We start from the raw sequence: 14,745 nt of genomic DNA on the forward strand, positions 1-14,745 counted from the left end.
GAAGCGCGTATAAACGCAAAGATTGATGCGCAGTTTGCTGACTTTAGAGACCACACCATTGATGTTGCACGGGCTGCTGGGGGCGTTGCCGCTGCCATTGCCGGTGGCAATGTTGATGCCGGTGCCGATGCCGCAGGTAATGCCGCTGCAAATAACTTTTTGGGTAGTGCACAACGCGCTCAGATGAAGAAAGAGTTAGAAGAGTGCCCTGATGATCAGTGTCGAAGAGATGTTAACGAAAAATGGTTCGAGATTGATGAACAACAAGATAGAACTTTTTCGACAGGAATTATGACTGGTCTCATTGCCGATATACCAATCAAGCTATACGAGTTAGCTGATGGCGCTGTGAAGAACATGATGTTACAAATGATAATATTTGCTAGCAATCCACGGGGGGGCGTTGAAAAGAGTTTTAAAGACATTGGAACAGGAGCGTCTTGGGTCGTGAGTGGACATGTGATTGATGATGTCTGGGAAGGTGCTGGTCAATTCTGGGGAGGTGTTGAGGATTCCTTTATAGGGGATATAGATTACGTAAAAGAGAATATTGAAAAAGCGGGAGTTGACGGAGCTTTTAATGCTGGTTTTGAAAGTGGAAGATTATCAGCCGGAGTATTAGAAAACTTTGCTGGAGGAGCTGGAGCAGCCAAGGGAGCTATAAATCTTGGCAACAAGGCTGTGATCAAGTTCATTGCTAGGAAAGATTTTGCCCAATTCGCTTCCAAGAAAAATCTTGCAGAACTTGCAACTCAAGGAGATCCTGACAAATTTGCGGCGAGGAAAGAACTGACCAAACTTGCTGCTAAAGAAAAAAAGCTTTGGTTAAAAAAGAAACCCACTAAATTTACCGATAGCAAATTTGGTCAGACGAACAAAGCTTATAAGAGAGACGATTTGTTTGATCCTAACCAAAGGGTTAAATGGAGAGTAAACAAGAAAGACGTGTGGGGCACCAATATTGAAAGGATGGAAACAGGAAGAGCACCTATAGGATTTGATGGTGAGCCTGTTGAGTTGCATCACCTAAAGCAAACGCATGAGGGGCCCATAGCAGAAATGAGCAAGGAATCTCATAATAAATATAATTCCGTGATTCATGCTCCTTCCAAAACACATCAATCGCTTATAGAGAGAGAAAAGTTTAATAAGTGGAGAGAGGAATATTGGAAGGAACGCGCTAAAGGGTATAGAGAACAAAAAAACAGTAATTTAGGAGAAATAATTGATATGAAATGGGGTATTATAGGTCTAGATTTTGACAGATGGGGACAGGAGCATCGGCAGTAATACTCTACGGTTGATGAAAAGAGAAAAAACAGAGATTTATAGAATAATTAATGGAGAATAATTGATGAAAACCTATACCTTAGATGATGTTGCAGTCTTAATTGATAAAGTAAATAAATATGATGAAGAGATTATCAATTTGGGTACTGAAGATGATGGAGAGAATGAAACAGATGATTTACAGATTGAAAAGGCGGAGAAAGCTTTGGGTTTGCAATTCACATCCTCTTACAAAGTTTTCTTAAAAAAATATGGAGGAGGAGAAATTGGTGGTGATGAAATATTTAGCATTTATGGAGATTGTGGGGAAGGTATTCCTGCTGGTGATATTGTTTACCGAAACTTACTCAATAGAGAACGTGGTTTTGTGACACCAGAACAGCTTTTCATTAGCAGAACAGATTTTGGTGAAACCTTTTATTTTGATTATACGCAGTTTAGGGATGGAGAATGCCCACTTTATGTCATGCTTCCATCTGAGGATTGCGAGTATTACGCTAGCAATTTTTATGAATTCCTTTGCAAAAGAATTAAAGAAAGTGTGGGAGCTGAGATACCTGATGGTGACCAACCGATTGAAAAGATTGAGAACACTCCCACTCCGCAACCTATCCCTTTTTACAAGAGCTTTTGGAAAAAACTATGGAAGAGGTGAAATTGATAGAGGAAATATGAAGCGTTTATAACGCAAGTTTTGAGGATCATCCATGAAAACCTATACCTTAGCTGATGTTGCACAATTAATTAATAAGTATCCGGATGTTATCGACTTTGGCACTGCAGAGGATGCAGCTAGTGATGTACGGATTAAAGAGGCAGAAAAAACTCTCGGTTTACAATTCACCTCGTCCTACAAAAGTTTTTTAAAAAATTATGGAGGAGGAGAAATTGGAGGTTATGAAATTTTTAGCATTTATAACGCAAGTTTTGATAAGTGTCCTGCTGGTGATATTGTTTTCTATCATTTGACGGATATAAAAAATGGTTTCGCAAAACCAAATCAGCTTGCCGTGAATAGAACTGATTTTGGTGAAACATTTTATTTTGATTATTCTCAGTTTTGGGATGGTGAATGCCCACTCTATGTTGAAATTGCATCTGGAGATTCAGAGCATTACGCAAGTAACTTCTATGAATTTCTCTGTAAAAGAATTATGGAACATGCTGGGGGGGGGTAATGACGATGCAAACCAAAGACGCAACAGAGATTTTAAAAAAAGTTGGTTGGGAGCCCCATCGCGATGAAATGGGTGATATGTTTGCTTATTATCACCTCCCCGATCGCATAGTGCGTATTCATTATGGTGTCATAGATTATGGACGGGATAGCGGAAGATTGTGGGTTTCTGTCAGTCTTACTACTGCTGCTTATTGTCTTGGCTGTGAATATGCTAACGGTAAAGAATCTCAATCTCAATATGAGGCTATGCTGATTTCTTCAGAAGAGAATTTTGGAGTTACAGCACTGGAGTTTTTTGAAAGCCATGTCAAGGTAGCTTTAGACAAAGTGTTAGCTTGGGCGCAAGCACAAGATATTAAGAAAAAATTACGTAAAAAAGCTGCTAATCATTCTCTCGTTGCAAAGGCTCTACTCGGCGATACCGAAGCTTTAAGGAATTACAAACCTACACCTCAATTATATACACCAGAGTTTTCTGATTATGAAAAGATGACACAGGTTGAGCGCGTCATCTTTTTTGCTGAAGCTTATAAAAATAATGAATTGGATGACATTTTAGCACGCAAAAAACCGAAACAGCGTTTGATGAGTCTTACAGCAGCAACGCGCATTCTTAAAACCCAAGGGTGGTTTGTTACGGAACCTGGAAAAATGTGGCTGATTTTGCCCGACCGCTTCATTCAATTTGATTTTGGTTTTATCCGTCTTCATGATGATTATAATGTTCATCTTGAAGCAGGGATCTCCAACGAAGATATTTCTGTCGCTTGCCATTATATTCACGATAGTAGAAAATGTAGGCAGATATCAGCTACAAATATTTATCAGTCTTTTAATACGATTGAGGGAGGGGTTTTTAGTGGTGTTGGTAAAGGGATTGATATTCGTTTAGAGACATTAAATGAGCAGGAGCTTATCAAAATTTCTGAGCGGGTGATACAATGGGCGCGTGCTCAGGATTTAGAAGCAGCGATAGAAAGCAAAGCGCTTGTTCAAAAATATAGCTCTTGTCCCGATATTCCATGGCATTTGGCTTGTTTAGCATTAACAGGTCAAATTGATATCCTGAAATCCTATCAAAATGCCGTAAAAGCAGGTACGATTTCTGAATATTTAGATGACGATGATGTGGAAAAATATGTTAATCACGCTGTTCAATTTGCTGAAGGACATCTGAGCGTTTTAAAGGAGCGAGAGGCGGCGGATGCACGTATTGATGTACAATCTTTAGCTCTCCTTAATACAGTTTCTGAAACATTAAAAATGATGAACTGGACAGTCTATCGCGACAAAAATTATAATCGTAATGCCTATTTTATAAGCAAAGACCGTATCATTAATATAATGTACAGCCTTGATACAAAAGGAAAAACACTGATCGTTATATTCAAGGCTTCACTTTCAACACTTGCCTTTTCCACTGCTCATAGGGGTGTTTTTCCCGAGAATCCTCAATATATAGCTCTCAAAGAGGCAGAAGAAGTTTATACAGTTTCTAGTGTTGAAGTTGAAGAAGGCAAACTAAAGCAAATCTGTGTGGATATTCTTAAATGGGCTGATAACCAAAACACCAACCAAATCATCTATGATTATGCGGCGTTGCCAACAAAAAGTGAATTTTTCCTTGCAGAATTTCACCTTATTGCACTTATTTTGACTGGCAATGTCAAAAAACTTAAGTTTTATAAGGAGAGTTTTCAAAGAAAAAACCGTCTAGGCTTTGTAGATACTATCACAAAATATGATATTGACAACGCGCTTAATCTTGCCCAGCGTTATTGAACAGGTTTTCCTAAAAACGTTCCAATTTTGAGTTTGGATCCGCAAACAGCATCTGTTGCTTCTAAAACAACTTCTGTTGAAGTGGATGACACTGATGATCGTCTCACCATGGAAAGTGCGACAACGCTTTTGAAAAGCTTAGGCTGGTCAACCGAGAAAATCAATGAGAATGACCATATGGCAAGCTATCAATTGGCTGATCGTGAAGTAGATATTCTTTATAACGACGAAGTTGCCAAAGATTGTCCGCAATTTGATAGCGCCTTTATGATTAGTACCGGTATTCTTTCCGCTGCTTGTAAATTCATTGATCCTACCCACACGGAAGATATTCCAGATATACAGCTTAATTTTGAAGCCAAGGGATTAGAAATCTTTGAACCAGAAGTCACTACGGATTGTTTAAAGCAAGCACTTGATGACGCGCTAAAATGGGCGGTAACAGACATTGACCTTTCTAAAAGACTTCGCTCTGATTATGGCACTGCTCCTTGGGAAAAAGGCGCCACGTCTAAAGCAAACGATACGGATTATGCTTTACTTCATCTTGGCGCTCTTGCTTTATTGGGTGATGTTGAGACCTTACAATCTTATCAGAAAAGCTTTACGGCAGGTGATCACCTAGGCTTTGACAAGAGCATCAACAAAACCCACCTTGAACGTGCATTAGCTTTAGCCAAAGAAGTAGCAAAGGTGAAGCAAGTGAGTTACGCTTTGATTAAACAGGTGGCAGAAAAGCTTGATGATCCACAAGAGGTTACCAGCAAGGAGCAACCCCGCTCGTGGAAAGAGAAAATAGTCAATTTTATCGGAAAAAAAGACAAGAAATAGCACCTAAAAAATATCAAAAAGATTTCAGAAATTTAGAAAATAAGACGCGCTCCAAAGCCTTGATCACTAGTTGAGAAACTGAAGTGGTGGGGTTCTGATCATGGTTTTGGTGCAAGATTTTAATGAAACAACCTATAAAAAAAGATCTATAAAATTATTCCATAGATTATAAAAATCTCTTTTAATGGGCTTTTGTCTATTTTATCGGTTATGTCAGTTTATTTAACAGACGAATCTTATGATTTTAGTGAGTGATTAAAATGTGCTTTATGAAAAGCATATGATCCTTTAAGCCTTTCAAAAGATAGCTTGTAACTCATAAGAAATGCTATCAAGACCATTATGGTTATGAGTTTTGGAGGTTTAGGGTTTTTTGGGGGTTTTGGAGGTGCTTTTTACGCCCCCCCCTTTACATATTTTTCAATAAAAAATAAAATTTTATTATATTTCAATATGTTAACTTTTATCAAGTTTCCAAAAAAAACAACCTATATCAAAATACAACCTGTAAACTCAACTAATGCTATATGTTTTGTAGGGGTTTTGGGGGTTTGAGAAACCTTCAAAACCTATAAGTAATATAAGAAAATGAATATACATAATCCTCTTTAAACAAAGCTTTTGAAAACAATAAAGCTATCATTTTAGATTACGGTATAATCTTTTAAAGGCAATGTAAAAAAATCTAATTCTATTTAAGAGTGGATTTCTTAAAAGTCTTAAAGCAATCCAAATAAGAGTATCTAAAAGTGCAAATGGTTTCTTTTTAGAATAACGCATGATAAATTATTCCTTTTAAGATTATAGGTAATCAACTCACAAGATGATACGTTTAAAGAATTTACAAAAGTCCATTAAAGAGATCTTGATAACGTAATTATTTCCTATCTTAGTTTATCTCATAACAGATGATAAAATAGACTGTTAGTTAAACTAATACATAAGCGGATTTAATAAGATTGGCATGCCCATTATGTGAGCATGCTTTATAAGTTATTCAGTTTCTCTAATCTCTAGTTTTGGTAGGTTCTTAACGATTTTCATTGTCTCTAAACTTATGGTAATAACCCTCTGAAATAACTCTAGAGGGTAGGCAGGGTTGCCAACGGTTTCAACAGCATAGCGATTGGCATCATTGACAATACCACTCTTTTTATCAGTCTTAACGCATTGACGCCCCATAACCCATTCAAGAGCAGGCTTGCCATTGACGATATACTCATAAGCTTTAAGAGGGATATCTGTTATGGTAATATTGCTATTGTAAATAACAGTCGATTTATCCTTTTCCTTACTATTCTTAATTTTTGCGAATTTCATTTCTGTAACGTAATAAAACTTTTCTGGATTAGAGATTTCTGTCTGTTTTGGATTACCCTTTTTAAAGATCACGGGATAAGGCTCTACATCTTCATAATTCACGTGCAAATGACCTAGTTCACGTCCTGCTGTTACAAATTTCCAAAAGTCATCAGCACTCTTTACACACGGGATACGAGGCAATTCTTTAGAGAGGTTATCAGCATAACGGGCACGATAATCTTCCGAATGAAGTATACCGTAAACATAATAGAATAGATCATCCTTAGTGATTTTTTCATTCGGATAAGCGGCTTTAAAATGTTCTAGTCCCTCATCAGTAATGGCATCACGCTTCTGTAAACCAGCTGTTTTACTTTCTTCTGTAGAAATTAAAAATAAATGAGTTTGTTTTTTGTTTTTATCTTTTGAGACCGTTGTGTCTTCGTAAATATAGCGTGGAAAGCATTGACCTGTATCTATTGCATGAAAATCAGGTAGATCCTTAGTCATAATAACAGAAAATCCACTTCTTGCCCCTATAGCAGAAACTTGTATCACTGTATTTTTGATCATTTTTTCTACAGGAAAGATACGAGGCATTTGATAAATTGCTTCATTAAAAATGCGATTATAATAAAGCCACTGTCGTGTAAAAGGACGATATAAACTTTGAACAAAACCGACTTCTTCAAATTTTAAAATATGACCTCTTGCTAATTGTTTTTTTATATTCAAACTCCAACTTATCTTGCTTGTATCTGAATTAACAAAATTATCTACAGCCTTTGTACGTGATTTACTGTCAGTGTGCGCATAAGCATTATTAAAACGTTCTGCTTCACTGTTATAGAAGGCAATCATGTTACCCATATTTTTCGCTAAAATTGCACGACTTGAATTGTATGCCCAAGCATCACGACTAGTCGTAATGCCACAAGAATAAATCTCAAAGAGTTTTTTCTCATGAGGTCTCTTATCGCCTAAAGCTAAGAATGTTTCAAAACTGTCATCACGTTGACGTATCCAATCACCATGCTTATCTGGTGTGATTATTTGCCAATCTTTTTTACTTCGTGTAATGCCATCAATACTACCAAAGTCCTTAATTGTTTTAAGTTTTTTTTCTCTTGTTTGATTATCACCAATATCATGATAGTAAATTTTACAAGGTCCAATAGTATTGGGATTTTTTATAAACAGCGTCACGGCAATGCCCGTCATACTACCACTACCAAAAACATTTTCACCTTCTTGAGCAGCTCCATTGCTTAACATATTTTTACGAAGATCCCCTCGTAAATTAAGTACATAAATACTCGTAAATTCTTTGGCTAAAGATTTTCGTAAACTATTCATTGTCGATTTTTCTATGTAACCAGAGCCAGAAACAAAGCCGATTACCCCAGCATTACCAATACGGTCACTTGCCCAGCGCATAGCACGAATATAACTGTCATAAAAATTTCGCGTATTCATTGATTTAGATTGAGCAGCATAGGTTTCACGAATACGGTTATTTAATATGGGATAAGGGGTATTCTTTGCATTGTCATTAGCACTTTTTTGACCTGTTGAATAAGGAGGATTGCCAACAATAACTTGGATATCTACTTCCTGCTGTTTTTTACACCGCTCTGAATTCTCAAACATATAGCGTGTAAAAAAATCTTTTTCTTCAAGCATCAAAAACGTATCAGTTAAACAAATTCCTTCAAAAGGGATATACTCTCCTTTCATAAGACTATGATAGGTCGATTCAATGTTAATCGCTGCTATGTAATAGGCTAGCAAAACAATCTCATTGGCATGAATATCATGACGGAATTTATATTTCATATCCTCTGGTTTGATGAGCTTGGATTGTAAAAGCCGTGTAATAAAGGTCCCCGTTCCAGTGAAAGGGTCAAGAATAGAGACGCCTCGAGAACTTAAGCTTTGTCCAAACTCTTGCTCTAAAACATCATTGACGGAATGTAAGATAAAATCAACTATTTCAATAGGCGTATAAACAATCCCAAGTTTATCTGTTGTCTTTTTGAATGCCTTGGTAAAAAAATCTTCGTAAAGTTTGATAATAAGATTCTGTTTTGCTCGCGTTTCAATAATACCCTCTGTATCATCCTTTACACTTTGATAAAACTTTTCAAGATCTTTGGCTTCGTCTTTGATATTCATCTTATCAAGTTCTCTTAAGATCTTTTCCATGGCTTGTGAAATGGCATTGTTTTGCACAAACTCATTTCCATCAAACAAGGATTCAAAAATAGGACGTGTCACAAGGTGTTGCGCCAACATCTCAAGTGCATCCTCTTGCTCGATACTGTCATTTAAACCGTTCTTTAATTCTTTATGAAAGGCATCAAAAGCGTGAAAGGCTTCACTCTTTTTATCAGCGAGTATGCTTTTAAGACGAATAATATGATTTTGTGCAATTGCAGCTACATTGCCAGCCCAATTTCCCCACTGATTAGGCTCTCCACATTTTTTGACAATGATGGGCTTAATAGCACGCGATAATTCATCAACATAAAACTCGAATTCTTTTTGTCCTCCATATTTATAAGAGCTTTCACTTGCTACTGAACCAATATGAAGCCCAGCACTTTCCGATTTCGCGTGGAAAGAGAGTTCGTCAACAACTGCGGTCATTGCTTGTAAAGCAGGGTCAAAAGTGACCCCTACAATCTCAAACACATGACGAACATCTTGGTCCAGCTCTAAGGCTTTTATTTTGTTTTTAAAGTTGTCATCATGAGCACGCAAAGCATTGAGAACTTGCCAGATGACATCATACTTTGTATTGTTTTCTAAAGCCTGTTGTGGTGGAATATTAAAGGGAATACCAACGGGTAAAATAATGTAGCCTGTTGTTTTACCTTCTGCGCGGCGCATCACACGCCCCACAGCCTGTATCACATCCACATGACTTTTACGCGGGTGTAAAAACATAACCGCATCAAGAGCAGGGACATCGACTCCTTCAGAGAGACATCGGACATTGGTTAACACACGGCAGTTATTCTCATCTGTCTCTTCTTTAAGCCAATCAAGTAATTTATTACGATTTTTGCCATTAAAAGATCCATCAATGTGCTTAACATCAAAGATAAGAGAAGTCTTACTTTCGGGAACAAATTTATGATATTCATCAATGGCGTCATTGAATAGTTCGCTAACTAATTGAGACGTCTTGATATTTTTACAAAAAGCCAGAGAACGACGCATAGGTTTTATGCCATCTTCTTCCTTCTTTTCTATTTGGGAAAGTGCTTTGTAGCAGCCAATGATTTTAGTTGTATCATCAAGAATAAGTTCGGAATTTTTATCTTTAAGGCGTTTCTGAATCGTTGCGTTAATAATTGCTTCATCAACAGCCAAGACGATAACTTTATAGGGTGTTAAAAGTTTATCTTTTAGAGCTTTTGAAAAAGTATACGTGTAAAGATTTTTTCCATAGAGCTCTTCATCATCCATGGACGCCAGAACAGCATCAGATGCGTCAGCCTTCTTTTTCAGCTTGTCGGTAAAGATCTTAGGGGTTGCTGTCATGTAGAGGCGTTTTTTGCCTCGAATAATGCTATTGTCATGAACCTTGATAAATTCAGATTCATGCTTTTCTGTTCCCAACACAACACCAGTTGTTCTATGGGCTTCATCACAAATGATCAAATCAAATTCGGGTAAACCATGCTCTTTTTGTGCATCCGAAATCACTTGGATAGAATGATAGGTTGAAAAGATGACCGTCATTGCATCTGCTAGGTTTTCACAAGCTTCTTTGGCAAGGGCTTTTGCATCTGTTGTAGCAGGGAGAACAAGATCTGATGTTTCCATGCCAACAATATCATCTTGGTTTTTACGACGCTTGCCTACTTTCGTATCAGAACAAACCGCAAAGGAACGCAAGGGCACTTGTGCATCGGCTGTCCATTCACGGATTGTTTGCGAAACTAAAGCCAGAGAAGGCACCAGAAACAACACACGCTTGCCTTTTCCTGCTATGGTTTCTGCTATCTTAAGGCTAGTGAAAGTCTTCCCCGTTCCACATGCCATAATCAGCTTGCCACGATCTGCTTCTTTTAACCCTTCACAGACTTTCTTGATGGCTTCTTCTTGATGGGGACGAGGCTCTTTTGTTGATTTCAGAACAACTTCTTTTTTCGTTGCAAATATTTGCCAGTCTATACGACTGTTTTCCATATGACGAAGGTCAATACGATAAACGGGTATCGCTTGTCCTTTAATCATGGCATTCACATTGTCACTTAATTCCACTTCTGTGGTATCAACGAGAAGACGATATTTAAAGATGTCTTTTCCAGAGGCAGCGATAAAGCTATCAATATCTTTTTTACTGATCTGATGGTCAGCTTTATAAAATTTACATTGAATAGCCACATATCCCTCTTGATTGCGAAGCTTTGCCACCAGATCAATGCCGATATCATTTTTATTCCAACCTTCACGCTCTTCAGCCCATTCATAATAGCTCTCAACCGTTTCATATCGTCCAAAATGGAGAGGGTCATGCATAAGATATTTTGTCACAAAATCTTCAAACACTTTCCCCCGTAGAGCATTTGATGTTGCCTGTTCACGATAGGATTGTAAAAGGGAGCGTAAAGTGAATTGTTCATTATCAGACTTAATAGATTGAAGCATATTGTAATAAAAATCCCTTGCCTTATGAGATGATTAATACTCATTAAAAGAATCAAAACGAATTCAATTAAATGCACTTAAAGCAAATAACGATAAAAATGGGAAAAAACTGCTAAAAAAGCGGATAAATTTTTTTCAAAAGGGGTCTTTAAGGCTGCTTATCAACAGCCCATGACATGGAATAAGATCAGCAAAGTAGTGAAATTTGCTATTCATTTCACGTATTCATCAAGATAAATGTACTACGTTCTTTAAAATATCAGAATGAGTATTTTGATAGGTTTTGTCTGTTTTTAAAACCCCCAAAACACCTACAAAACCCTCTTAGATATATATTAAAAATTGTATTTATGTGTTATGTTTAATATAGGTTGTTTATTTGAAAGATTAACTTATTGAAATATAATAACTTTTATTTTTGACTAAAAAATATATATAAGGGGGGGTAAAAAGACCCCCCAAAACCCCCATACCCCCCCAAAAACTAATGATGGGAAGTGCTTTAAAGGTTCACTGTTATATTGTTTAATGTTTTATAAGATTTCCAAATTGCCTCAGTGTGATGTCTTATGACTTTTCACTAAAGGGTGCCATTCATAACGTATGGTAGGTCGACCGCCTTGGGAGTTATTCTCTCCAGAGATTTCACGAATATAGTTACAACGACATAAAAGCTCTAAAGCTTGCTTAACGGTTTGATTGTCTGTTAAATATTTCCAATCACGTTTATAAACATCCCTTGCTATAAAAACATCGGGTAAACAATCACAGCGTTCAACAATTAATTTTGCACGCTCTGCTGTTAATGTATCCCCCGCCGCATAAAGTCTTTTGACATGACTTAACAGATATTTTTCCCAACGCAAGGCTGTTGTAATGGCATAGAGACCAATTTCTAAACCACCACTATCAAGAAGTTCAAAAATTAACGCAAGGCTTGCTATGGTCTTTGGCATTTTTAAAAGATGCGATTGTAAGCTTTCTGAGTGAGTACCTCCTTTTGCCTCTTTATGAAGATGCTCGAACCATTCATAAAACTTCACTTGTGCTTTAGGAGAAAAACGCATAATCAGTGGTTGTTCGGGAGAACCTAAGCGTTTATCACGAAAAGAGCGAAATACCCCTTCATACTTTTGCCAGACCTCTTGATTGGGCGGTTTATCAACCAATTGCCACTCTTTATTGTCATCGGGCCAGACAATCATTTGAAAGCGTTGCAATAAACCGTCATCGTTTATTCCACGGTGTATGGCTTGAATGAGCGGAATAATGCGTGAAGGTTGAATGCCTCCAATCATGGATAAAGTGACATAAGGGATAAAAATGGTTCCACGCTCTATACGGTCATAAGTAAATTGATCATCGCCATTAAAAGCTGTTAAATAAAAGGCGCGGTCTGATTGATATTCCTTTCTTTCTAGATTGGCTAAAAAGCCAGCCAATTCATCACGCACCATTAAGAGACCACGGGGGTTTTCTTTTAAGAGTTCCCCAAGCTTTTCAACAGACACATCATTGACAATAGTGTCATCTTCATTTTTACGAGTAGAAACTAAGCGGTGTGCAAAGTGCATTATGCAATCATATTCGCAATATTAGAAAAATAATAATTTATCATTATTTACTGATACGGAGCGCAGTATTGTAGAAAATAATTTTCTTCAATTACAAAATAAATAAAAATACAGTTGATTAAGGAAATTTTTTCTTTGTATGGAGCACACGTAAAATACGCACAACGCCATTTGAAATATCATAAATCATGATATAATTTGGATGTACAATAAGTTCACGTGTATTTACAATTCGTCCTAAACGACCAAGGGTAGGAAATTTAACAAGTTTTTCTACTTTTTCAGATAAAAGTTGATCAAACTTTAAGGCAGCGGAAGGATTATCTTGTGATATGTATTCACGTATCTTTTTGCGGTCAACGTGTGCTACTTGTGTCCAAATTAGCTTCATAAAGTTGATCTATCTAGTTTACTTTGTGTCTTTAAGCGCCATTCTTTTGCTTCTGCTTCGATTTCTTCAGAAGACATTATATCACTTGCATTAGCAGAATTTATCCCTAATTGAACTTGTTCCCGAAACCATAAATCGTATGCACTTTTTTCTTTTTGTTCTTTTACGATATCGCGCATATAATCGCGCAATAATTGTGCACCAGATCTATCACACGCCTTTGCTGCTTTGGAAAATTCATTTTTTAATACATCATCGACGCGAAAGGTAAATGTTGTCTCAGCCATTTTACGACCACTTAATGTGTTACAAAGTAGTTCTAATGTAATGTATTTTTACTGTTTCTTCAATAGGTACTATTAGAATAGATATTTTATATCTATTTTGCATTTTCATAGGGTTGAAAGAGAAGCCCATAAATTAACGGGCTCTGATAACAACCCAGACAGCAGAGACAGCCCCGTTTCAATGCCTTCACAAATGACCAGATGTTTTGGATTGGCTTGGCTTAAATGCACCCCACCACCCGTTACAGATCCCAACATGGCTTTTGCTGGTTTCTGATCTGTTTTGCAGCCATTGTCTTTTAAAAAGGTTCTATGAATGGCAAAGGAACCAGCCCCCTTAACAAGAGCAACCAACGCGGGCAATGTACCCCCAGAGGGGTGTGGACATTTGCTATGAAAACGTAAATCAGCAGGCAAATCACATGTAATACCCCGCATACGTAAATAGGTTTCTGCTAAAGTATTTTTGATTGGTTGGCTTTGTTGCCAAATTGCTTTTGCTCTCTCTGCTTTCTGTTTTGCTCGTTTGAGATCAGCACAAAACTGTTTTGAGAAAGAGAGCGTCTGATCATAAGCTTGTTTTCCAAGCAATCCAATTCTAATAAGCGCTTGTATGATCTCTCTAAAAGAGCAGCCAGCATAACAATAGAGTAAAAGACGCCCATCATGTCCATTGGCAAGGGATAAGCTAGGCAGCCTATCATCATGAGCAGGGCAACGGGCTGTTCCATAACGCCCATGCCAAACCCCGCGCAAGGCACGTGTAATACCCCGCGCATTCTTAAAAGAACACATCATTGTAAATCCTATAACGTTGCGTCACAGGACGGATTGTGCTATCTCTAGGGTGATGAGTTTGAGAAAGCCTTGTCCGTCCTTACGTGACAAGGTTTTCTTTTTATGCCGCGTCGTTATAACGTTGCTGTTTTGCTTGCTCGATGACATTCAAAAGATCCGATTGTAACCAACGCGATAAAAAACCAAATTTTAAAGGTTTTGGGAGAGAGCCATTGGTCACATGACGGCGGAATGTTGAGACACTCATATGAAGCAGTTTTGCACTTTCACGGTCTGTTAAAAGAATATCATTTTCTGTCATACTAAAATCCTTTCAAAAGTAAAAAAATGAGAACAAATCATAACTATTTATTAACCACATTTTGGTTCATTTTTGAAGGTATTTTATTTATAGAAAACAATATTTTATCATAGTTTTTCTGATGTGATAATTTATGACTCTTATTGAGAAAGAATGAGAGAAAAGAGAGCTAAAGTTATCCACAGATCATGGGGTTATTCACCCCATATCTTAAGATTGACCCGTGACATAAGCCGCCCATTTATCCATATAAACGCGGCGCTGTTCTAAATAGTCAGTCCGACGATAGGCACGCTCTACTTTACCGCCGACCGTATGACTTAGAATGGTTTCAGCGACCTCATAGG

Annotated in this window: 7 protein-coding genes and 3 pseudogenes; 4 read left to right on the forward strand and 6 right to left on the reverse strand. The window is 37.4% G+C overall.

Translation table 11 applies throughout. From position 1 onward, the window contains the following. The 4 genes and pseudogenes from ACFIMI_RS08655 to ACFIMI_RS08670 form a co-directional block, all read left to right on the forward strand. The coding region (locus ACFIMI_RS08655; protein WP_375692468.1) for an HNH/ENDO VII family nuclease at window positions 1-1,290 on the forward strand (1,290 nt) is incomplete at its 5' end. Window positions 1,291-1,354: 64 nt separating this feature from the next. Then, a complete protein-coding gene (locus tag ACFIMI_RS08660) occupies window positions 1,355-1,945 on the forward strand; it encodes an SMI1/KNR4 family protein (RefSeq protein ID WP_183193918.1) in 591 nt (196 codons plus the stop codon). A 52-nt stretch (window positions 1,946-1,997) separates the two neighbouring features. Then, on the forward strand, window positions 1,998-2,468 hold the full coding sequence (locus ACFIMI_RS08665; RefSeq protein ID WP_375677182.1) for an SMI1/KNR4 family protein: 471 nt from the start codon (window positions 1,998-2,000) through the stop codon (window positions 2,466-2,468). Between the two features lie 5 nt (window positions 2,469-2,473). Then, window positions 2,474-5,083, forward strand: a pseudogene (locus tag ACFIMI_RS08670) (DUF6990 domain-containing protein). Window positions 5,084-6,076: 993 nt separating this feature from the next. On the opposite strand, the gene ACFIMI_RS08675 reads toward ACFIMI_RS08670, so the two are convergent. The 6 genes and pseudogenes from ACFIMI_RS08675 to ACFIMI_RS08700 form a co-directional block, all read right to left on the reverse strand. Next, window positions 6,077-11,047 (reverse strand): DEAD/DEAH box helicase, encoded by a 4,971-nt coding sequence (locus ACFIMI_RS08675; protein ID WP_375692469.1) that lies wholly within the window; start codon window positions 11,045-11,047, stop codon window positions 6,077-6,079. A gap of 554 nt (window positions 11,048-11,601) precedes the next feature. Then, window positions 11,602-12,600 (reverse strand): annotated as a pseudogene (locus ACFIMI_RS08680) (DUF3987 domain-containing protein); the annotation flags it as partial. Window positions 12,601-12,739: 139 nt separating this feature from the next. Next, the gene (locus ACFIMI_RS08685; protein ID WP_375610964.1) at window positions 12,740-13,012 is read right to left on the reverse strand and encodes a type II toxin-antitoxin system RelE/ParE family toxin; all 273 of its coding nucleotides are present in this window, start codon (window positions 13,010-13,012) and stop codon (window positions 12,740-12,742) included. Beyond that, window positions 13,009-13,299 (reverse strand): CopG family ribbon-helix-helix protein, encoded by a 291-nt coding sequence (locus ACFIMI_RS08690; RefSeq protein WP_375610963.1) that lies wholly within the window; start codon window positions 13,297-13,299, stop codon window positions 13,009-13,011. Before ACFIMI_RS08690 ends, ACFIMI_RS08685 begins: the two co-directional genes overlap by 4 nt. Before the next feature lie 111 nt (window positions 13,300-13,410). After that, window positions 13,411-14,097: pseudogene (locus ACFIMI_RS08695) on the reverse strand (virulence-associated protein E); the annotation flags it as partial. 100 nt (window positions 14,098-14,197) lie between these two features. Continuing rightward, window positions 14,198-14,398: an AlpA family transcriptional regulator gene (locus ACFIMI_RS08700; protein WP_015856172.1), complete on the reverse strand. Its 201-nt coding sequence runs from the start codon at window positions 14,396-14,398 to the stop codon at window positions 14,198-14,200. Between the last annotated feature and the right edge of the window lie 347 nt (window positions 14,399-14,745).

Source organism: Bartonella sp. AP4SXKL, assembly GCF_042195845.1.
Lineage (GTDB): Bacteria > Pseudomonadota > Alphaproteobacteria > Rhizobiales > Rhizobiaceae > Bartonella.